At 63.9% G+C, this 20,398-nt stretch carries 14 protein-coding genes and 2 pseudogenes; 9 read left to right on the top strand and 7 right to left on the bottom strand.

Going from position 1 to position 20,398, the window contains the following annotated elements; genetic code table 11:
• The first annotated feature begins 83 nt into the window (after nucleotides 1–83).
• The 5 genes from ACZ68L_RS23845 to ACZ68L_RS23825 all read left to right on the top strand — a co-directional run bounded on the left by ACZ68L_RS23845 (nucleotide 84) and on the right by ACZ68L_RS23825 (nucleotide 4,378).
• A complete protein-coding gene (locus tag ACZ68L_RS23845; protein WP_469579930.1) occupies nucleotides 84–578 on the top strand; it encodes a GNAT family N-acetyltransferase in 495 nt (164 codons plus the stop codon).
• Nucleotides 579–806: 228 nt separating this feature from the next.
• Nucleotides 807–1,733: a NaeI family type II restriction endonuclease gene (locus ACZ68L_RS23840; RefSeq protein ID WP_469579928.1), complete on the top strand. Its 927-nt coding sequence runs from the start codon at nucleotides 807–809 to the stop codon at nucleotides 1,731–1,733.
• A gap of 143 nt (nucleotides 1,734–1,876) precedes the next feature.
• Nucleotides 1,877–3,286, top strand: coding sequence for a PIN-like domain-containing protein (locus ACZ68L_RS23835; protein ID WP_469579926.1), 1,410 nt, complete (start codon nucleotides 1,877–1,879; stop codon nucleotides 3,284–3,286).
• A gap of 41 nt (nucleotides 3,287–3,327) precedes the next feature.
• The gene (locus ACZ68L_RS23830) at nucleotides 3,328–3,936 is read left to right on the top strand and encodes a hypothetical protein (protein WP_469579925.1); all 609 of its coding nucleotides are present in this window, start codon (nucleotides 3,328–3,330) and stop codon (nucleotides 3,934–3,936) included.
• Nucleotides 3,923–4,378, top strand: a complete 456-nt coding sequence (locus ACZ68L_RS23825; protein ID WP_469579923.1) for a very short patch repair endonuclease — start codon at nucleotides 3,923–3,925, stop codon at nucleotides 4,376–4,378. Before ACZ68L_RS23830 ends, ACZ68L_RS23825 begins: the two co-directional genes overlap by 14 nt.
• On the opposite strand, the gene ACZ68L_RS23820 is transcribed toward ACZ68L_RS23825, so the two are convergent.
• Both ACZ68L_RS23820 and ACZ68L_RS23815 read right to left on the bottom strand, forming a co-directional pair.
• Nucleotides 4,313–5,524: a DNA cytosine methyltransferase gene (locus ACZ68L_RS23820; RefSeq protein ID WP_469579921.1), complete on the bottom strand. Its 1,212-nt coding sequence runs from the start codon at nucleotides 5,522–5,524 to the stop codon at nucleotides 4,313–4,315. The genes ACZ68L_RS23825 and ACZ68L_RS23820 overlap by 66 nt on opposite strands.
• Before the next feature lie 855 nt (nucleotides 5,525–6,379).
• Complete coding sequence (locus ACZ68L_RS23815) at nucleotides 6,380–7,012, bottom strand: ATP-binding protein (protein WP_469579919.1); 633 nt, start codon at nucleotides 7,010–7,012, stop codon at nucleotides 6,380–6,382.
• A 213-nt stretch (nucleotides 7,013–7,225) separates the two neighbouring features.
• Between ACZ68L_RS23815 and ACZ68L_RS23810 the strand changes: the two genes are divergently transcribed.
• Together ACZ68L_RS23810 and ACZ68L_RS23805 are read left to right on the top strand one after the other, a co-directional pair.
• A complete protein-coding gene (locus ACZ68L_RS23810; RefSeq protein WP_469579917.1) occupies nucleotides 7,226–8,092 on the top strand; it encodes a helix-turn-helix domain-containing protein in 867 nt (288 codons plus the stop codon).
• Nucleotides 8,073–8,282: a DUF397 domain-containing protein gene (locus tag ACZ68L_RS23805; RefSeq protein WP_469579915.1), complete on the top strand. Its 210-nt coding sequence runs from the start codon at nucleotides 8,073–8,075 to the stop codon at nucleotides 8,280–8,282. The genes ACZ68L_RS23810 and ACZ68L_RS23805 overlap by 20 nt, the downstream gene beginning before the upstream one ends.
• Nucleotides 8,283–8,344: 62 nt before the next feature.
• Here the strand turns inward: ACZ68L_RS23805 and ACZ68L_RS23800 are convergent, their stop codons facing one another.
• From ACZ68L_RS23800 to ACZ68L_RS23785, 4 genes and pseudogenes are all read right to left on the bottom strand, one after another.
• Nucleotides 8,345–13,888, bottom strand: a complete 5,544-nt coding sequence (locus ACZ68L_RS23800; protein ID WP_469579913.1) for a DEAD/DEAH box helicase — start codon at nucleotides 13,886–13,888, stop codon at nucleotides 8,345–8,347.
• A gap of 8 nt (nucleotides 13,889–13,896) precedes the next feature.
• The gene (locus tag ACZ68L_RS23795) at nucleotides 13,897–14,862 is read right to left on the bottom strand and encodes a hypothetical protein (protein ID WP_469579912.1); all 966 of its coding nucleotides are present in this window, start codon (nucleotides 14,860–14,862) and stop codon (nucleotides 13,897–13,899) included.
• Nucleotides 14,859–16,976: a hypothetical protein gene (locus ACZ68L_RS23790; protein ID WP_469579911.1), complete on the bottom strand. Its 2,118-nt coding sequence runs from the start codon at nucleotides 16,974–16,976 to the stop codon at nucleotides 14,859–14,861. The genes ACZ68L_RS23795 and ACZ68L_RS23790 overlap by 4 nt, the downstream gene beginning before the upstream one ends.
• Nucleotides 16,977–17,301: 325 nt before the next feature.
• Nucleotides 17,302–17,802: pseudogene (locus ACZ68L_RS23785) on the bottom strand (DUF5753 domain-containing protein); the annotation flags it as partial.
• 425 nt (nucleotides 17,803–18,227) lie between these two features.
• On the opposite strand from ACZ68L_RS23785, the gene ACZ68L_RS23780 reads away from it, so the two are divergent.
• On the top strand, nucleotides 18,228–18,680 hold the full coding sequence (locus tag ACZ68L_RS23780) for a hypothetical protein (protein WP_469579909.1): 453 nt from the start codon (nucleotides 18,228–18,230) through the stop codon (nucleotides 18,678–18,680).
• A 125-nt stretch (nucleotides 18,681–18,805) separates the two neighbouring features.
• On the opposite strand, the pseudogene ACZ68L_RS23775 reads toward ACZ68L_RS23780, so the two are convergent.
• Nucleotides 18,806–18,922: pseudogene (locus ACZ68L_RS23775) on the bottom strand (IS5/IS1182 family transposase); the annotation flags it as partial.
• A 280-nt stretch (nucleotides 18,923–19,202) separates the two neighbouring features.
• Between ACZ68L_RS23775 and ACZ68L_RS23770 the strand changes: the two are divergent.
• Nucleotides 19,203–20,393, top strand: a complete 1,191-nt coding sequence (locus ACZ68L_RS23770) for an NAD(P)/FAD-dependent oxidoreductase (RefSeq protein WP_469579908.1) — start codon at nucleotides 19,203–19,205, stop codon at nucleotides 20,391–20,393.
• Nucleotides 20,394–20,398 lie beyond the last annotated feature (5 nt).

Here is a 20,398-nt window from a genome sequence, read left to right as displayed (position 1 = left end):
CGTCACGACACGACACGACGACGGGGTGGCGTCCCCCGGAATCCCAATGGCCCCGTCATGCCGCCGATCCGTATGGTGCAGCCATGCCCGACCTCCAGCGTCTGCACCCCGATCACGTCCCGGCCCTGCTCGCGTTCGAGCAGGAGAACCGCACGTTCTTCGCCGCCTCGGTCCCGGACCGCGGCGACGACTACTTCACGAACTTCGATGCCCGACTCGCTGCCCTGCTGGCCGAACAGGCCGCCGGACTCTGCCACTTCCACGTCCTGGTGAACACCGACGGCGAGGTGCTGGGCCGGTTCAACCTGGTCGACGCGGCGAACGGCTCCGCCGAACTCGGCTACCGCGTAGCCGAAAAGGCCACCGGCCGAGGCCTGGCCACAGCCACCGTCCGCCGGTTGTGCGCCCTGGCCACTACCGAGTACGGCCTGACCACACTGCGGGCAGCAGCCGCGCTCGACAACACAGCCTCACGCGCGGTCCTGACCCGCACGGGGTTTGTCCCCACCGGAGAAGAGGTCCTGCTGGGCGGACGGCCGGGGCTGGGCTATGTGCGGAACTTGATGCCCGCGGCCTGAGCAGGCCACCGGTCCGCCGTCCCAACCGCTTGGAACGCCACGCTGGTTCGAGCAGCGGAACCCCGAATCGTCGTGTCGGCGGCATCACCCTGACGGGAACTCCGTCCAAACCCCAGGAGTCAGGACAGGTGTCGTCATCAACATTCCGCTTGCTTCACGAAAGAGTGCAGAGTGACCCTTTTTGACCCCCCGGGGCCAGCGCCCGGCGTATGCGACGACCCTGAACTCATGTTGATTCACCAGCGCTTGATGATGCTCGACCCTGCGGGAGCACGCTTTGCCCGTGTGCTGCGTGACACCATTGACCAGTTGTTGAATGGCGAAGCAACCGGCCGGTACGACTGGAGCACCCTTTTCAAAACTGAGAAAACGCACGCGGGAACCCTCGTCGAGATCAACCTGCAGCGTGAGTTCGAGTTCACAGACGGCATCGACATGGACTACCGCATAGAGGGAATCGACGTCGACTGTAAATACTCTCAAAAGTTTGGTTCCTGGATGATTCCGCCCGAGGCTGAGGGGCATCTGTGTCTGCTTGTCTGGGCGGACGACTACCAGAGCCGCTGGAGCGCCGGGCTACTGCGTATCAAGCGCGAGTGGCTCAACGGCGGAACTAACCGGGACATGAAGTTCACCATCAAGGCAGAGCACCGGAACAAGATCACCTGGCTCTGGAAGGACGAAGCCCTTCCAGAAAACGTGCTGCTCCACCTTGACCCAGCGACCCGGGCGCGCATCCTGATTCCGGGAAAGCAGAAGGGGCAAGCCCGTGTCCGCGAGTTGTTCCGTTCCGTGCACGGCAAGCGAATCGGCCGCGGCGTAGTGCGAACCGCGGCTCAGCAGCTCGACTACATGGCGCGAGTTCGTGAGGGGGACAAGGGGCGCGCACGCCCTGCCCTTCGTCCGGAAGGGATCATCATCCTGGGCGACTACCAGTCACACCAGGCGGTAGCCCGCGCCCTCGGCGGCCCAGTGCCGCATGAAGGGGAGTTCGTCGCCCATCGCGTTGTACGCGCCAGGCCTGAGCACTCTGATCGTCCGCAGGCCGAAATTGCTGGGGAGTACTGGGTTGTAGCTCAGTCCGGGGAATCTGGCGATGTGGCACCGAGGCTCCCGGAAGCCCAGGAGAGCCGGGCCAAGGTACTGAGCGAGTGAACAACCATTTCCAGCCGTGGCTAGGTTCCACACCACAGCCCTCAGGCGGCCCCTCAGGGGCTGACTGACGGACTTGTAGCGCCGCCGCGCCGAAGACGAGATCATTACTTACAAAACCCCGACCGAGGCAGAGGAGTTGATCCGTGGCCAGCCCTGAGGACGAGTTTCCATTGATCAGGCAGTACCGGGACTGGATTCAAGACGGCCCGTCAGAGACGGATCCAGATCGGGAGCCCTTCTTCACGCGTGGGACCGTCGTGCTCGACACGAACGTCTTGCTCAGCCTCTACGAATACACGCCTACCGCACGGGAACAGGTACTGAACGCCCTCCAAAGCGTGCAGCAGCGCCTTTGGCTTCCACACCAGGTCGGACTTGAGTTCGTTCAGAACCGCTACCGCATCATCACGGGCAGGAAGAAAGCACTGGATGAGGCTCACAGATCCCTCCAGAACAAGCTCCGTGAAGCAAAAACAGCAATCAAGGAGGCTAGGACGTTCACCCAGAGCTTGTTGATCAAGTACGCGCAGGACGCCAAGGCCAGCGATGAACTTGATTCAGAGATATCAAATAAGGCCATTGAAGAGCTTCTCGGCAGCTGGAGTACGACACTCGAAGGTCAAATTAAGAGGCTCAGAGAATACGATATCTCCATTTCACCAGGAAATCAGGGCGACTCCGTACTTTCCCAAGTGGCCGCCCTGTTCGGCGATAGGATCGCCGCTCCTCCGGCCCCAGACGAAATCCGCCGACGCGTAGAGAAAGCCTCGTCATACAGATTTCCTAACCTCATCCCCCCAGGCTTCAAAGACGCTGGCAAAGGAACCGCCTTGTCATCGTCCGGCGACTTCCTGCTCTGGGAGGAAACGATCGGACACATGGCAGGGTCAGAAGAGCGTTCACATCTGCTACTCGTCTCCAACGACACGAAGGACGACTGGTATCAGCCGCAGGGCGAAGGCCGGAGCAGATCTCGGCCCTGGCCGTCCCTGGCAAGTGAGTTGAGGCTACGAACGGGTGCTGAGCTGCGGATCGAGACACCTGGGGATTTCTACCGCGGCGTAAACCGCTTCCTGAACGCGAAGATCGCCCCGTCGACATACGCAGAGATCGACCGCGCAGCCAAGAACCTCGTCGAGACCGTAATCGCAGAGCAGGAAGCCGTCCATACTCAGCCACCGCCTGACCTAATTGCAGCAGCATTCGATGCGATCGGTCTGGACCAGTCCATGCTGGGCAGCATCAGCGATGCAGCTTCTCGGCTGCTGTTCATCTGGTGGCTGGTCGGCGTCACCGCACAGCTGGGTCGACGCCCACGCTTGGACGATGAACCAGACGTGTCAGTCACCCCCGCAACGCGCTCAGAAGTACCGCCAGACCCGAGCTGGCTACCTGGCCTCCGCCTCCACCTAGGCGAATGGCCCTACCGGAGTTCATCCTGGATCGCCCCATGGTTCGCTCAGACCGTCAACCTCTCGACACGGCACGACAGGAAGATCCTGCAAGGGCTCGCTGCCCAGCAGCTGGATTTCGAGCTGGCAGACGAGGATTAATCATGTTATGAACGTCCCCCGCCGGAAGACTGGAGTGACTTATGACCAGCCAGCACTCGCCTGAAGATGAGTGGCAGCGACTCAGGCCGGACGCCGAGCACGCCCTGATTCATCTCCTCTCAGAAATCTCAAACCATAAGAATCCCCAGTCGCTGTTCGAGGCATACACGTACGCCAAGGACATTGCAGCCCGCACCATAAAGTCCCGGATGTTGATGCACCTTCCGGCTGAGAACCACCAGTTCAAAGCGCTGCACATGGAGATCCAGCAGAAAATTCACTCTCGCTACGCAGGCATAATTCCGGAACGGCTTCTCAGGGCTCCCTACAGCGGAAAGACTCACGAGCGCCTCTTCTCTTTGCTACAGGAGAACCTGGGTCGGCCCGTACCAGCCGCCATGCTGCGCATTGTGACAGGCGACGACGTACACACCGAGCGGAGAGCACGCGAACTGCGCGAGCTCGGATTCGACCTCGACTGGTATGAGCGGGAAGAAATCAACGTATACGAGCTACGGTCACTCGAGCTGGATTTCAGCATGGTCTTGGCCATCGTGAGAAACAAAGTGCGGCAGACGAAGTCGCTTAGCAAGGACGAGAAGCTGCGCATCCTCAAGAACGCGGGTATTCCTGAAGATGGAAAGTGGTAGCAGCTGGGAGCCCCCGCACGGCTCCTGGGCCTCATCGGCCGCCCGGCGCCGGAACATGCAGGCGATCCGGAGCCGGGACACCAAGCCGGAGCTGGTGATCCGGCGACTTCTGCATGCGCAAGGGTTGCGGTACCGGGTAGCGACCAAGCCGCTACCCGGGCTTCGCCGGACGGCCGACATTGTCTTCCGTCCGGCGAAACTCGCCGTGTTCATCGACGGCTGCTACTGGCACGGCTGCCCAGAGCACTACGTCTCGCCGAAAACCAACCCCGACTACTGGTCGGAAAAGGTCGTGCGAAATGTGACCCGAGACCGGGACACAGATGAACGCCTCCGCCAAGCCGGGTGGACCGTGCTCCGATTCTGGGAGCACGAGTCACCCGACGACTGCGTCCTCAAGATTACTACGACGGTCAGCCGGCTTCGGGAAAGCCGGGACTGAGAGATCGTCCATACTGAACAACTCTCCGTTGTCCTGCTCCCTGACCTTGATCCGCTTCTGCCGCACCGGCGCTTTGACCCCGGTTTTCAGAGCCGCCTCAAGCGCCGCCCTGATCTGCTCCCCTACAGCCTGCGCGACCGGCGGCGGGAAAGCGTTCCCAACCTGCCGGTACGCAGCGGTTTTCTTGCCGGTGAAATTCCAGTCCTTAGGGAATCCCTGGATGAGCGCTGCTTGGGTCACTGTGAGTTTGGGGCCCGCATCAGCAAAGAGGTCACGCTCTACACTCTCCATGCGCTCCATGTCCTCCGGCTCATTCGCGACCCCGAGTCCGCACACGCCCAACGCTGCCCACGCCTTCTTGGCCCGGGTCGGCCCGAGGTCAGCGCCGCCATGCTTCTTCGAGCCGCCGACGAGTGTGGGCGCGACACCCTTCGAGGCATCTTTGAGCCAATCCTTGAACGCTTCGTCAGCCCGAGGGTCGTCGACTGCCTCGAAGCGCTTGCGCATGGAGTCCTCGAGCGCCTCCCTCACCGTTACCAGAGGGAGCACCGCCGGCTTCTTCGTCGGAAAGAACGGAACGTAGTCCCGCTTCATCGCCACCAGAATTGCGCGCGGGCGGAGCTGCGGAACCCCGTAGTCTTTGGCTTCCAAGACTTCCCAGTAGCACTTCCCGTAGCCCATGGTCTCGAGTTCTTTCAGGATCCAGCGGCGGTACCCCCGGAACTTCTCCACCGGCTCCAGCAGCCCCCGGACGTTCTCGATCATCACAGCCTTGGGCTCAAGCTCGTCGACGAGCCTGAGCATCGTCGGAAAAAGATCCCTCTCATCGTCCCGACCCAGCTGCTTCCCGGCGACAGAGAATGGCGGGCAGGGGACGCCACCGGCCAGCAGGTCCAGGTCTCCTGGCTCCAGCCTCAGGCGCTCCCTCAACTTCTTCGGAGCGAGTTTCGTGAGGTCAGCCGGGATGACCTCACAGCCCTCCCACTCCGCGTTGCCCTGCACGTTCTTCTCAAGAGTGGTGACCGCGTTAGGGTCCATCTCGATCAACGCAAGATGCTTGAACAGTGCATTGTGCAGGCCTAGCGCTTGCCCACCCGCCCCAGCGCAGATCTCAACCGAGGTGAGCTTCCTCTCGGTGCTGGTCATGCACCCTCCTTCCAGACGTGCCCGACTGGCACCGATTGCCACCAGCCATCACAGAGGGTGACAGACCCCACTGACAACGCGACCTCATCCCAGTCTGCGTCACTCATCATCGCGCTCTGGCCGCCCCACACGTGATAGCGAACACTCAAAACGATATTGCCCATGCCGAGGCGCCCCGCACGGCCCCGTGATGAGCTGCTGTCGGCCCGCGTGCTTCGTGGTCGAGAGCGACTGCCAGGAGCTTCGGGGGGCGCCTCTCGCGCTGGCGACCCTTCCGACCTGCTCCGGTCGCTGCCCAACCATGACGGTGCAGCACAGCTCAGATCCATCTGCAGCGTCAGCCGCAAGCTTCCGACCTGGTCTCGAACCTCTCGCAGGCCGACTCGGCAAAGAAGCATCGCCGCTTTCGCAGCCCGGCCATCCGAGATGATCGAGACTGCCACAGCTCTGCGGCCGGGCATCGGCGCGGGCGAGCTGCACGCTACACCCGAAGACCCAGATGAGCTCAACGATGAAGGAAGCTCGGTGATCGAGGGCCGCCTCCGCGCCCGCCGAGCCTTGCATCGCGAGCGGGGCGGAAACTGCGGGCTCGCAAGATCGCACGGCCTGAGAAGCTGGGGCAGCCCTTGCAGCACCAGGCCTGCACTTCCGATTTCGGCCGGTTCTCCGGAGCCCTCGGCAAGGGCTTCGTAGATGTTCACGCGCACCGCCCCTCCACAAATCCGGGCCCTGGCATTCCTGTGCATTAATTGCCACCGCATGTGACACAGGGCCGCTCCGAATCCTGGCGCACGCCGGCCGCGCTGCGGACCGAGATAGCCCACTCCGCGCCAGAAACCGCCACCACCTGGGAGATCACGCAGCAGCATCCAGTTCGGCCTCGTAATGCCGCTGAGCACGGTCAAGGACTTCATCCGGATCGCAGCCCTGAGCGACCAGCCAGTGAAGCATATCCGCGATCAGATTGGTCGCCGCCTCCTGCGCCAGCAGGCGGCCAAGCAGCGGCGCATTGGCCGACCCAGCCAGCTCCCAGTACTCACCGAGGACCGCCTTCGCCCGCTGGATCCGGCCACACGCGCCGTCTCCGGCAAACGGCAGTTCACACCAGACCCATTTCCCCGACGCCGTCACAACAGTGCCCCAGTCGCTGCCCAGCGCGGCGAGCAGATGGAGACCACGGCCGCACTCTGACATACACCCCGTCTCGTTGAGAACCGGAACTGCGTAGCTCGTGTCATGGACCTCTACGCAGATCCCGAGCGCGTGCAGTTCGAGGACGAGGGTGGCCACACTTCCCGCACCTACGTGCTTGGCAACGTTTGTCGCGAGCTCCGTCACTACGAGCTCCGCCTCAGCTGCGAGACCAGCCAGACCCCAGATGTGGAGCTCTGCCCGCACGACGCGCCGGAGGCTGCATAGCACCTCAGGGGACGCTCTGAACGGAAGTACGTATCGGTGCGGAGTCTGAGCATTGCCACGACTTGTCATGCCGGTACTCCCTCCCTGGCCACACGAGTGCCCAACCTGCCGTATCCGTACGACTGCACTGTGTAGCGATTGATGTGAGTATGGCATTGAGACATCTCGTTTTGTAACTTCTCACGACTCTCGATCGAGTGAATCCGTAGTACGGCAAGTCAACGCCGATCTAGCCTCATTGGGCCGCCGGTCTGCATCCCGGCGCCTCAGGAAGGGATCCGTATGTCAGCGAGGGCCACAACCCGCCGACGCCACCTCGGTGCGACGATGCGAAAACTGCGCGCCCGCGCAGGAATGACCCTGGAGGAAGCCGGTCAGCTCGTCGGGGTATCCAAGGCCACCGTCAGTCGTTACGAGGCCACCGAAGGGCCCGTCAAGTGGCTGGTGATCGATGCCCTCTGCCGTGAATATGGAGCAAGTGACGCAGAACGCAAAGCACTTGTGTCCTTGGCCAAAGATTCAAAGCAGCAAGGCTGGTGGAGCTCGTTCGCCGACCACATCCCCGAGACGATGAATCTGATGCTCACCCTCGAAGACGAGGCTGTACGCGAGGACCACTTCTCCTGTGTGTACGTCCCAGGCCTGCTCCAGACGCGGAGCTACACCACTGCGCTGCAGCGGGCCAATGAGATGCGGCGCTCGCCCGAGGAGATCGAACGCCTCGTGGACATCCGCATGCGGCGCCAGGAGATTCTGGCCCGCCCAAAGGCGCCACACCTATGGGCCATCCTCGATGAGTCCGTCATCCGCCGGGTGATGGGCTCCCCCGGGATCATGTGCGAGCAGCTCAGTCATCTGCTCGCTGCCAGCGTCTCAGGGAACATCACCCTTCAGATCCTGCCTTTCTCCCGCGGTGCACACTGCGCGGCCCTGGGCAGCTTCGTCATCCTCGGCGGCGCCGAGCCCTCGCTGGATGTGGTGTACGTCGACCTTCACGTCGGCTCCGTCTTCATGGAGAAGGATGCGGAACTGGATCGCTACCGACTTGCGTTCGAATACCTGCGCGCACAAGCGTTGGACATCGAAGCGTCACGGGAGCTGATCAGCCGTGCCAAGGAGGACCTGAAGGATGCCAAGGACGAACATTGAGGTTCCGGACTCTGCCTGGTTCAAGTCGTCGTACAGCGGCGGCAACGAGACCGAGTGCGTAGAGGCGGCCTTCACTGCCGCCGACGCCTCTGTACGCGACAGCAAGTGGCCACACAGGCACCGGCTCGTGGTGCAGTCGGCGGCCTGGACCGGGTTCATTGGCGCTGTGCGGAGTGGGCAGCTCAGCTGACCTGCGCGGCGAACGTGCCCTGCCACAACATCGGTTGTGGCAGGGCACGCGGATCTGGTCTGCTACTGCTCCAGGAACTCGTCAAGCTGGACAGTGAACCGTGACGGCACCCGCTCCAGCAGGAAGTCATCAACAAAGACAACCTCCTCTACATCCCAGCCCTGCTGAGCAATCTCATCACCGAATTCCATGATCCGCTTGCTCTCCAGATCCTCGCCAACCATTTCGAAGGGGCTCTTCACCGCAACCGCGACGCGTTCATCAAAGAGCACCACCGGATGGCTCTCGAGCTCCACCACGGACCCCGCGTCTTCCGTATCAGTAGCCCAGTTCGTCAACAGGATGGTTGCGTTCTGGCGGTCTACGTCAAGCTTGCCGCCACGCATGATCTTCAGCAGGTCGGCGGCCAGCCGCCAGTCAAGGAGCGGGTGGAAGGCCATGTTCGTGTAGTCGCGCAGGCACTCGTAGCAGGAGCCCCTGCACTCATCTCCGTGGCTGCCTTCCCCGAACTTTGCCAGCATGGCGTCCGTGGCCTCCATCAACTGACTGAAGGTCTCCGGCTCTGCCAAGTGCGTGCAGTAGCCGGCACCGTTATCAAGGGTGTCAGAGAGAAAGGCGAAGACCCTGGCTCCCACGTCCTTGGAAACCGCACCATGGATACCGGCGGCGATCTCTGACGGCTGGATATCGAGCAGCACCCCGGCCGACTTCCGCAGTAGCGCGGCCAGGGAGTACCAGGCTGCCTTACGGCCCGTACGGTCGTCGGAGAATCCGTTGACATGCGGTACGGGCGACAGGTCGAGCCGGTATCCATGTTCGCGGAAGACGGGCTCACGGGGTCCGAAGAGAAACAGATCTGTCCGCTGGGTGGCGCCGAGGGCCACGCTGATCGCCTGGTCCTCGTGCACCTTGATCAGCGATGACTGCTCGATCGCGCCAAGCTCGGCGTAGGCGCCGGACCACAGGTTGGTGGCCTGGACGGGGGCGAACCTGAAGAGGCTGCCGCCGTTGTCATTCACCGCATATCTGCGTCCCTTGCCGGCATGGATGGCGATACTCTCCGGGCCGACCTTGCGTTCCCGAGCTTCAGTCTCCAGGTTCGCCCCGGTCCTAGGAGCTAGCGAGCGAGCCCGCCAGGAGAAGTTTCCGTCGAAGTCTCGCTTGAAGGGCGGCCTCGTGGGTGCGAAAAAGCCTTCAGGTTCACGAAGCTCGACATGTGCGTACATACCCTCGGATGAGGTGCACGCGGGGCAGGAGAGCGGCTTGTCGCTCTCCTCGGACACTGCGGGCGTAATCCCTTCCTCCACATGGGAGCAAGCGCGGCAGATGCCGATGTGCCGCGCGGGACCCAGCGGATCGTGGAGAGCCTGTGCCTCGAGCCCCGCAGGGCGGAAGTTCGCGACACCTGCGGACGTATAGACCGCGCCGTCCTTCACCGTCTCTGCGCCTGGTGCGAACTGCGATACGGCAATGGGCAGCCCGCGGTCGACCACACCCGCTGGCGGCCAAGGGTAGGCCCGGTTGGGCTTGCGCGTGTAGAGGTACCGGACGCTAGTAGGGAAGCCGAACATGGGCAGCAGGCCCTCTTCGGCCAGACGCTGGCTGAGATCTCCGTGGCCATGTCCAGCTTCAGAGATTTCATCAATCGTGCTGATGAGGCTGCTCTGGACCCAGAGGACCGCATGCTGCGCCTGCTCCGGTTCCTGCGTATGGGCCGCGAGTGCCCGGGCAATCCCGGTGATGACCTGATGGTGTCCGTCGATCCAGATACCGATGGGCTTGCGTACTCGCTCCCAGTCAGCAACAGTGCCGAACTGCCCGTGCACATTGCGTGTCAGATCCAGATCCTGCCCGTCCGCTGCGACACCGCCGACCGCCGCGAAGGCTCGGCGGAGGACTTCAGCTGAGAGAACACGCTGATAGATGTCGCGCATGTTCGTCGAGAGGTAGGGCTCGGGCGTTTCATCGTTGGTGATCCGCTCTGGTGCCTGGAAGTAGTGCTCGTCGTGGCTACGGCCTCGGCATACGGTCAGCGCGAGTGCCACCGGAGCGGTACGACGTCCAGCACGGCCCACACGCTGCTGGTAGTTGAACCGGGTGGGAGGCATGTTGGCCATGAGCACGATGGCCAACGAGCCGATGTCCACCCCGGCTTCCATGGTCGTGGTAACTGAGAGGACATCGACGCTGTCGGGCCCCTTGGTCTCCGTGCCCTCAAGGAAGATTTCCTGGAAACGGGCCTGCCGTGCCTGGGCTTCGAGACGATCCGTCTGTCCGGTCAGCTCCGCGCAATTGAGGCGGAACCTGCCGTTGCCCTGGGACGCCTGCCAGGCGTAGTAGTCATCGTCTGCCCTGCTCACCAGCACGGGCTCCATCGAAAGCGGACGACCGCACTTGGGCTTCGTGCAAACGCCGGTTCCCGGGTGCAGGTGCTTGCGCTTGCACTTCGCGCAGACCCACATGTGCGGGCCAGCGGGCCGAATGCAGACCTTCTCCGGGTTGATGACGTATTCGAGTACTGCATCGCCCCAAGCCCGCTCAGCCCGGCTACGCACATCCTCCGGCTCCTGGCCGGCATTCGCGGCGACAGCCTCCCAGAAGATCCGCAGCGGTGCGGGCGGCTCAGACTGCCCGCCCCGCAGTTCCTGAAAGCGGCGAAGGTGGCCGAGTACACGCAGGCTGGCACGCACAAGCGCCGTGTCCGAGGAGGGATCAGCATCGATAGGAGAGGTGTCAGACGCTAGGCTCAGCCAGCCAAGGCCCAGCGACTCGAAGTCCCTTCCAGCACTGCCGAAAAGGCCTCCAAGTACCTCGCTGCGGAGGGACTCCTGAATGCTTCTCAGGAGGTCTCCCTGGCGCACCTCAAGCCCAAACTGCGGCTCGACTGGCTCCCTGGTCCAGTCGTAGAGGGATGCCCAGGACAGGTCAGGCGCCCCCTTCTGCCACGCCACCCGCTCCAGACTTTGCTTGGGGCCGCCGGGATTCACGCCGAGACTGAGGAGGGACTCCTCGATCTGTACCGAGTGCGACTTCAGATTCGGGAACTTGCCAAGGTGGGCCAGGAGTTCCGCCTCACGAACCGGGTCAGGAACTCCATCGATCGGGTCTGCACTCCAAATCTCCCTGAGTGCGACCACCGCATCCTTGTCGCGTGAGCGCATTCGGGCGAGCGCCTCCGTGGCACTCTGCGTATCGACCTGCCCCTCATGCTTGAAGTACCTCCGCACAAGCTCTGCGTCGTCGGCAGGGTTGCCCTGCCCCGCCACTTTCTCAGCGAGCAGCAGCCTGAGCAGGTCCTGGTAGTGGCGAAGCCCCAGGCCTGCCGAGATTTTGGCGGCGTCCTGGCGGCTGTCCGAGAAGATGACCGCCTTCTTCTCGGACAACATCGACAGCACACTGGTCGTGAGTACCTGGTTGATCTTTTCGAAACCAGTACGCATAGAACGTACGGGGGTCCTCATCCGGCGTCTGTCCGCCAAGCTCAGCGCCTCGGATCTGATCTTGGGCGTCTCCCAATCGTCCCCGCAGGCAGGGCAGCGGGTGGGGGCTGCGGGCAACTGCTCCAAGCGGAGGGCTTGCTGCTTCCTCGACTGAGGAACCGACACGTGGAACGACCAACCCGTAGCCTCACTCCGGTCACGGGAGTTGGCCAGATGCCCCGTGCACGGGCTGAACTTGCTTCGCTTGAACTTGAATTCGGCACTTCGCACGCCGCCCTCAGAGGACCTCGCCCACGCAAAGTCAGTTGCGTCGATCACAGGTTCCTGCGTGCGCGGCCAGTACACGATGTAGTTCGCGGCACTCGATCCCAGCGACGCACCCTCAGCCTGTGCCTCCAGATCCGGCAGGTCGGGGAGGAGCCCCCCGTCAAAGCTCTTGGCTGTGATCGCCGAAGCCGGGGCGTAGCCGCCCAGCATCACGTCACCGCAGTTCTGGCAGTAGAGCAGCTCTAGGACGCGGGAGGCGCAGCTGCTGCACCGGGAAGTCGGGCGCGCGAAGAGCTTGCCGACGGTCCGGTCATCGCCCTCGGTGCGCACCACACCAGAGCAGTCCGGATCTGAGCAAGCCCAGATTCCCGGGATGTTCCTGAAGAAGAGGTGACCGCGCAGTTTGGGGAGCGGTCCCGTCACTTCTTCATCTGCGGTACGCAGGGTGGTGAGGAGGCCGCGGAATGCCGCTGTCCTTGACTCTTCATCCACTTCAGGGAAGAGGATCGCGGCGACATCATTGTCCAGTCGAGCGACAAGTTTCTCACCGTCATGAAGAGCAGCTACCAGAGCCCGGTGGGCGGCGGTTTCCCGTAGCACCTGGGCAGAGTCCGCAGCGGATGGAGACTCTCCGATCCCGCTCAGCCTTTCCGCATGTTCAGAGATATTGGCGGTTTCGGCCATCGGGAGATCAAGCTCACCGCCCAGCACCTCAAAGCGGTCCTGTGGAAGTCCGAAGAATTCCTCCAAAAATTCACCGTCTCGCTGCGGGTCCAGAGAGGCGGATGCAGCAAGGATTCTGAACTGTTCTGGCCGCTCGCTGAGCCCCAGCCGGTGGCGCAGATTTCGGAGGAGGTAGGCAACCTCAGTACCGGCAGTGCCGCGGTACATGTGCAGTTCATCGATAATCAGCGTGAACTTCGCCGCCGGATCGTCCTGCAGCCACTGTCGGGTCTGCTCGAAGATTGCGTCCTCTTCAGGCCGCTGGAGCATGATATTCAGCATCGAGTAGTTGGTGATCATGATGTCCGGCGGAGAGTCGATCATGTCCCACCGGGATCGCATTTCAGCGCCGTCTGCGCGCGGCACGAAGTACTGCTCACCGCGCTCGCTCGCGTTCTCCCTCGCGCGGTTCGACCGCTTCTCGGTCTCCTGCAACAGGGTGCGGAGCTTTTTCACCGCCTGCTTGTTGTCCCGATTCCCCGTAACCGGGGTCGCCCCGGTGTACCGGCCGAAGTAGAAGCGGTGTCCGTTGCGATACTTGTCGGCCCACTGCCGTGCCGCATCGCTGTCGAGGGCCCTCCGCAGGCGCATCATCTGGTCTTCTACCAGCGCGTTCATGGGATAAAGCACCAGTGCGCGTACGGCAGGCCTGTGCCCTGTCTCGCCACGCCGTTGCGGGACATACGAGCCGTCCTGGCCAGACCACCACTTCCCTGGCTTCGCCGGTGTGCCGACCATCCAAGCCTCGGACTCCCGTACCAGCTCGGCCAGGACAGGCGCCATGAACGACTCGGTCTTGCCGGATCCGGTTCCGGCCGTAATGACGACATCCTTGCCGTCCCGGACGGCGGCCACCAGGGACTGATGCTGGTGGGAGTGCATCTTCTCGATGCCTTCCATCAGTCCGGCGCTGATCAGCCCGGCTAGCTCGCCGGGCGCTCCCGCCGCTGCCACCGACCCCGCGATGTCCATCCCAGAGGACTTGTACTGCGGACGAATTTCGATGAGCGGCCGGCGCCAGGCCCCTCCATCCACATCAAGGAGGTCACGGCGCTCTTGCATCAGCCGCTTGTTCGCTAGTCCGAATGGAGTGTCGTAGTAGCGGAAAAGCGCATGGCGCAGCTGCTCAAACGATCCATTGATATCAAGTGCGTTACCGTCCCCGGACACCTGCACACCCTTCCTTAGTCTTCCCTGTCACCGAGTTCTTGCTTGAGCGATATTGCAATGCGCTCGGCGACAGCGCGAGGAACATTGCGATAGGTGATCGTCCTATGGTTCTTGCCAAATTCAGGAGGCAACGCAGTGCACATAACAGCGATGCGCCGCTGGAGATCTGGAAGAGGTTTCCCCCAGTCGATAATGAGTCGCCCAACGCGCCCCCGCCCCATACCCTCCTCCTTAAACCAGCGGAGGTTCTTCCGGGGGTCAATCGCTAGCCGGTCCAGCTCCAGATAGACACCACGCTCCTGGGACACGGAGTACCAGGAACCTTCCCTGAGAATCTGGCACACCTGCCGGTGGTCGGCGCGCCTGAAGCGGTAGAGCCCGTCATCTTCACAGCGTCGGACCGGAACGAACGTCGGCCGTTCCAGCTTCAGGTCGTACATCTCCAACCCGGTACCGAAGGCCGGAGCCGATGCCAGCGGACCGAGCTCGAGTGGCGGAAGCCACGCGGCAGCCTGGATTGCGAAGCAGTCGGAGTACTCAACTCCCAGCCCAGCCGCAGTCGTGGCGAGCTCCCGGGAATCCTCGTACTGCACCAACCAGGCGTCCGGCACCGGGATGTCAGCCTCTGGGAGCGAGCTGGGCACCCTGACCAGTGTGATGTCTTCCGACTCCGCCTGCTCCACCTGCTCTTCGAACCTGGCCGAGCGGCTCCCCACAAGCGCGGCCAAGCCATCTGCCGACGGCAGCCGGGTGAGTACGCCAGGGGCCACACTCCAGCGCCCAGAACGCCAGTCCACGTCGAGGTGCCCAAGCGACTGGCAGTCTCTGATCCACCTGCCTCCTGCGCCATACGTAATCGGCAGGTTCTCGCTGCGAGCCAGCCAAGTGACTCCGCGTTTCAGGTCGGTTATGTTCCCCGACCCCAGCTCACTGACCCAGCGCAGCAGCAGTCCGCCAACATCGCTCCCCGACCCCGTCACTTCAGCACCTTCCTTGCTGCAGCGACGTACGCATCCCACAGAGGTCCAGTCCGTGATGAGGCTGCGGACAACACCGTCTCCGCCCACTCAGTATCGTCGTCCCCGGGAGCGGGATCGGGAGTCCGCCCACCGCTGTCCTCCAGGCTCCTCACCGTCGTCCGGCGTTCCCAACGCTGCACCGCCCAGACGTAACCCTCAGGAACTGACACCTCGGCGCAGTAGCCGAGCGTCTCGCCCGGCAGCCGCTTGACCATCCAATCCGGAATGGCCGGCAGATCCAGTGGCAGCAACTCACCTTTCGCACCAATGAGTATGATCTGCTGCACCAATCGCGGGACCATCAGGGACCGCGGCAGTGTCAGGCTCTCGGGTACCTTCGCACCCCGGATCGCCGAGACCTCGGGGCCCACCCTCGTCGCCTCAAGCTCTGCCAACACATCGCAACGGTGACCGATACTTCCCGCGTCAAACGCCTGCCTCTCGCGCATCGCCGACGAAACAGTGAACGTCGACTTCCCAGCGCCTGGTGTGCTCAGGTGATACGTGCCATCAGAAAGCCGCAACCGCCTTGCTGGAAAAGGCCGCAGAATCTCCCTCAGCGGAAAGTCGTGCGAGTGGGAAGGCTGATCGTCGCCCTCCGTTAGCGTGACCCGCAGAGTCGCCGCCTCACCTTGCGCAAGGTCACCTGGCAGCAGCCAGTCCGGAATTCCGCCCTGGAGGTAGTGGTGGCGCCCGACGTCACTGCCGATCCGAAGGCCTCCGGAGAACCGGATCCCGCGGCGTGTCGACGGGACGAAGTGCTCTGCATGCAGTGTGCCGCCCTCGAGCAGGTTCGCCGGGGACACATCGACGTCCAGGTCGACGTTCTTGATAAGCGTCCAGCCAGCCAGGGGTGCCTTGCGCGTGGTGATCCGCCCACAGTCAGCAACCTTCTCCAACACGGAGCGGACACTGCCTAGAGCACTGTTCGGGACCAGGATGTGGTGCGGTTCGCCCGGGCTGAAGGCACCGACGCTGGTGAAGTTGCCGTCGTACTCGTCCTCCCTGAAGAAGATGAGCGGTTGAGGCGACCACGTCAGGTAGAGTTCCTCACCTTCAAGCACCAGCCCACTCATCACCTGGTGTGTAGATACTTCAAGCTCCCTGAGCCCTTCGTAGAAGCCGCCGTAGGGGACCGACAGTTCGTAGTGCTCCCCCGACTCCTTGTGCAGCACCGTCGTGGCAGACAGGCCCCGTGCCGCCTCGGCCGCCCAACGCAACTCACGGCCGCGACGCTCCAGCACAAGCCGCAGCGCGGAGACAGGGCGGGGCCTGTGGCCGTCCTCGTACAGCGCGCCGTCCCAGTGCTCAACGAGACGCTCAAGGAGCTTCGCCAAGACTTCTCGCTTGTCTGCCAGCTCACCTCCATTCCCCCTCCCATGGAGCACTTTGAGCAGGGGACCGGACAGACCGCGCTGGTTCGATGAAGTCCACAACCGAAGCCGCCTCGTGATCTCCGGCCCGGGGAAGTCCTCCGGGCTCCCCGGTTTCACATCGCTGGTGGCAAAGAACGTTGTAAGAATGCGCCGGTCCTGTTCCCGCAGGAGCGCCTGTGATATTGGGTAGCCGATGCGAGTCCGGTGGCTGTCGCCGGAGATGGTGCTGTAGCCCCGTTCGCCACCGCGTGACTCCAGCCAGGAGTCCAAGGCCCGCCACATACCAGCTACCGGCGCAAATTGGGCGCGCAGATCGTCTCGTCCGACCTCATCCACGCCAAAAACTTCGGCTAGCCGCGTGTAGTAGTTGGAGGACGAGATCTCGCCGTCCGACGCCATTCGGGAGGCCGCCAGCACACTCACGGCCAGCAAAGGGAGGCTGGGCGGCGCTTGACTCTGCTCCCCGTACGCCCACTCACGGCACCGCATGGACAGCCAGCCGAACATCTCGGTTGGCCGATTCCAGTGGAGCTCCTCACCGACTGCAGCCGCGAGCGCTTTCAGAGGGGCGTGTGCCTCCCGGAGCTCGCTCTCCACGTCAACGTTCACGTAGAATACTCCGGCGCGACCGGCCATCTGAGGCCCGAAGAACTCGCGCTCGAGGACGTGCTGCCACTGGTCGTACGCCGATGCAGGCACAACTCACTCACTAACTGACAATCCGTCACGATTTGACGTGCACCCTCATTGCGTCCAACAGACCCGACACGAAGTCCCCATGACCAGCCGATTGGTACACACACGCATCATCTGCGATGTCTCGCCCACAGGGAACCCGATTCCCTCAAATCGACCAGGTGTACGTCGAGATCGTCGGACAGCAGAGTGCAACAGCCTCATGAAGCTACCTCTGGCCTATTACCGCAGCCCCGTGGTGAAACGCCATGACCCGGCCGCCCTCGCCGAGATGATGGCGCTGCATGCTTGGCGGGATGCCCGGCGGTGTTCCGCCTGGCCGCCGCGGTCAGCAGACATCGAGGCTCCGGCGCGCCCTGGCGATCACATGTTGTGCCTCGGCTCCGAACAGGGCAGATTCACTCAAGGACTGCCACACCCTCTGGTACGTGGCGATGGTGTCCGTGTCGTCGAGCCATAGTTCGGCATGCCAGTCCTCGGTGATCACGGGGCGGCCGTCGAAGCTCCAGAAGCCGTTGGCCGGAGGGACCCTCACTGCTGCGTGGAGAGGGACGATCCCGAGGTCGACGGTGTCCATGCCGATGGCACCGGCCAGGCGGTCCAATTGCGCGGCCAGTACCTGCGGAGGGCAGATCAGGGTGTGCAGCGCCGCTTCCCACATCAGGACGTGAAGCTTCTTGCCCGGGCGGTACAGCCACTCCTGCCGCTTCATTCGGGAGCGGACGGCTTCTTCTGTGTCACGGACCGAGTTCTGGAGCTCCGCGTACCTGATGAAGACAGGGCGCGCGTAGTCGACCGTCTGAAGCATGCCCGACACCATGGTCGGCTCAAGTGGACGTGGCGTGCATGAGCCACACCGGGCTCAGCGGGCACAAGACCTTCCGGCGTGTTTGTAGGTCGTTCGCCGTGGTCGTGCGCGAGTGAGATCCCGGGGCACAGCCCTGGCAGCAAGCGTGTCAGCTCAGGTGCCGGGATCTCTTCGCCAGGAGTGGTGTGGTCGTGGTGCTCACCTTGAGATGGGGCGCCCGCAGTGGGGATGGGAACCATCCTCTGTTTCGTCCCCTCGGTGGAACAGGACCACGGGACTGCTGCATCGTGCGCTGAGGTGTTGCGTTGCTTCCTGGATCTCGGGCTGTGTCCACCCGAGGCGTGCGGCCGAATCTGAGTCGCTGAGCCGCCCGCCGGGGGAGCCCGTGCGGCACCGAATCGTCGGAAGGAATCCCTCCGCGGCGAGCAGTGGTTAGTGTCCGTCGCATGACACATATGAGGAAGATCCAGGCACGACGGATGACGGTGGCGCTGGTCGGCGCGGCCGTCGCGATGGTGCTGGGTGTGGGCGGGGCGATTGCCGTGGCCGACCAGGACGGCGGAGCGTCCGGCCCGACTCCTGTGTCCGAGGAGACGTCCGATACGGGAAGCGGCGGTCTCTCGGGCGGCGCGGACACCGGCGCTGGGGACAGTGGCTCCGTCAGTGGTTCAGGTGGCACCGACGGCGGCGGCTCGGACGGTTCGGATGCGGGCCCGGGGTCGTCCGAGTCCCCAGCTCCTACGGACGGACCCACATCGCATCCCACGGCTCCGGCAAGCCTGGACGACCTGGCGGAACGCATCGACGGTCTGGAGAAGAAGGTGGATGAGCTGCCCACCAAGAAAGAGCTGGCCGATGCTCTCCGCGCCTTCGCCGACGCGTTGGAGCAGCAGGACTGAGCCCACGGAACATGCTGCGGCGCACCCAGGGCGAGGCCGTATCGAAGGCTGATCCGGGCAGATCTGCTTCGTCGCGTGCTCGTCAAAGCTAGGGCGCGTGTTGAGTTGTGATCAATCGGCGGCCCGATGAACTGCGTGCTGTCCGCGGCCTGGCCCGCGGTCAGCACGAACGCCGGCGGGCGGCACTTGCGATCGGCGACGAGATGGACCTTGCTGGTCAGCCCGCCCCTGGAGCGTCCGAGGGAATCAACCCTCGAACTGCTGCCGCAGCCGCTCGGAGCACGGGCCGTACGCGCCGATCGGCAGGTGCGGCCCGATGAACTCCCGCTCGTTGTCCGTCAGTTGCATGCGCGTCATGCCAGAAGGTCTACCGGTCCAGGCCCCACCGCGAGGGCGAATCCGGCAGATTGATCACGACTCGATACGCGCCCCGGTTCGGTGACCCGCGTCACACCCGGCTCCTGTCAGCAATCGGGGCGCCGTCTCGTTCAAGGGGCACGCGAACGAGACAGGAGCAACGCCATGAAGCACCGCATCGTCGTACTCGGCGCCGGATACGCCGGGGCCTTCGCCGCCGGAAACCTGGCCCGCCGACTCTCCCCCGCCGACACCGAGATCACCGTCGTCAACGCCGTGCCCGACTTCGTTGAGCGGATGCGGCTCCACCAGCTCGCGATCGGCCAGGACCTCGCGTTCCGCAAGCTCGCCGACGTGTTCGAGGGCACCGGGGTGCGGCTGCGCCTGGCGCGCGTCACCGGCGTCGACCCCGAGCGCAGGACCGTCGCCGTGACCGGCGAGGACGGCGACGGCGAGCTCGCGTACGACACGCTTCTTTACGCGCTCGGCAGCTCCGTAGCCCATCATGACGTCCCCGGCGTGGCCGAGTACGCCTTCGATGTGACCGGCCGGTCCTCGGCGCTGCGTCTGCGCGAGCGCCTGGCCGACCTGGGCGAGGGCGGCACCGTGCTGGTCGTCGGTGAGGGGCTGACCGGCATCGAGACCGCCACCGAGTTCGCCGAGTCCCGGCCCGACCTCTCGGTCGCGCTCGCCGCCCGCGGCGAGCTGGGCGCCTGGCTCTCCCCGAAGGCCCGCCGTCACCTGCGCCAGGCCTTCGACCGGCTCGGCATCACCGTCCACGAGCACACCGGCATCGAAACTGTCGAGCCGACACGGGCGATCGCCGCCGACGGTACGTCCATCCCGGCCGACGTGACCGTGTGGTCGGCCGGGTTCGCCGTGCACCCCATCGCGGCCGCCAGCGGCCTGGAGGTCGCCGAGACCGGCCAGATCGTCGTCGACCGCACCATGCGCTCGGTCTCGCACCCGGACGTCTACGCCGCCGGTGACTGCGCCTACGCGATCGGCGAGAACGGCCGGCCGCTGCCGATGTCCTGCGCCTCGGCCGGCCTTACCAACATGCAGGCGACCGCCGCGATCACCGCGCGCCTGACGGGCAGTAAGGTCCCGACCACCGGGCTGAAGTACCACGGCAACCACATCAGCCTCGGGCGGCGGGACGCGATCTTTCAGATGGTGGACGGGGACGTCCGGTCGAAGTCCTGGTACCTGGGCGGCCGGACCGCCGCGTGGCTCAAGTCGGGCGTGCTCAAGGGGGCCGGATGGGGTATCGCCCACCCGACCTTCGGCATGCCGAAGCGCAAGCGCCGCCTGGCCACCGCGCTTGACCGGGCCGGTGTGAGGGCCGCCGCATAGGCTGC

This window comes from Streptomyces sp. NPDC104309 (assembly GCF_055584025.1).
The sequence above is the reverse complement of the archived record's forward strand: the minus strand, read 5'-3'. Positions and strand labels throughout refer to the sequence as shown.

What these genes read in the sequence shown, in the direction of transcription:
- ACZ68L_RS23825 (WP_469579923.1), top strand. Translation starts at nt 3,923, where the DNA reads ATGGAAAGTGGTAGCAGCTGGGAGCCCCCGCACGGCTCCTGGGCCTCA.
- ACZ68L_RS23805 (WP_469579915.1), top strand. Translation starts at nt 8,073, where the DNA reads ATGCCAAGGACGAACATTGAGGTTCCGGACTCTGCCTGGTTCAAGTCG.
- ACZ68L_RS23770 (WP_469579908.1), top strand. Translation starts at nt 19,203, where the DNA reads ATGAAGCACCGCATCGTCGTACTCGGCGCCGGATACGCCGGGGCCTTC.
- ACZ68L_RS23830 (WP_469579925.1), top strand. Translation starts at nt 3,328, where the DNA reads ATGACCAGCCAGCACTCGCCTGAAGATGAGTGGCAGCGACTCAGGCCG.
- ACZ68L_RS23840 (WP_469579928.1), top strand. Translation starts at nt 807, where the DNA reads ATGTTGATTCACCAGCGCTTGATGATGCTCGACCCTGCGGGAGCACGC.
- ACZ68L_RS23815 (WP_469579919.1), bottom strand. Translation starts at nt 7,012, where the DNA reads ATGACAAGTCGTGGCAATGCTCAGACTCCGCACCGATACGTACTTCCG.
- ACZ68L_RS23810 (WP_469579917.1), top strand. Translation starts at nt 7,226, where the DNA reads ATGTCAGCGAGGGCCACAACCCGCCGACGCCACCTCGGTGCGACGATG.
- ACZ68L_RS23845 (WP_469579930.1), top strand. Translation starts at nt 84, where the DNA reads ATGCCCGACCTCCAGCGTCTGCACCCCGATCACGTCCCGGCCCTGCTC.
- ACZ68L_RS23820 (WP_469579921.1), bottom strand. Translation starts at nt 5,524, where the DNA reads ATGACCAGCACCGAGAGGAAGCTCACCTCGGTTGAGATCTGCGCTGGG.
- ACZ68L_RS23780 (WP_469579909.1), top strand. Translation starts at nt 18,228, where the DNA reads ATGACACATATGAGGAAGATCCAGGCACGACGGATGACGGTGGCGCTG.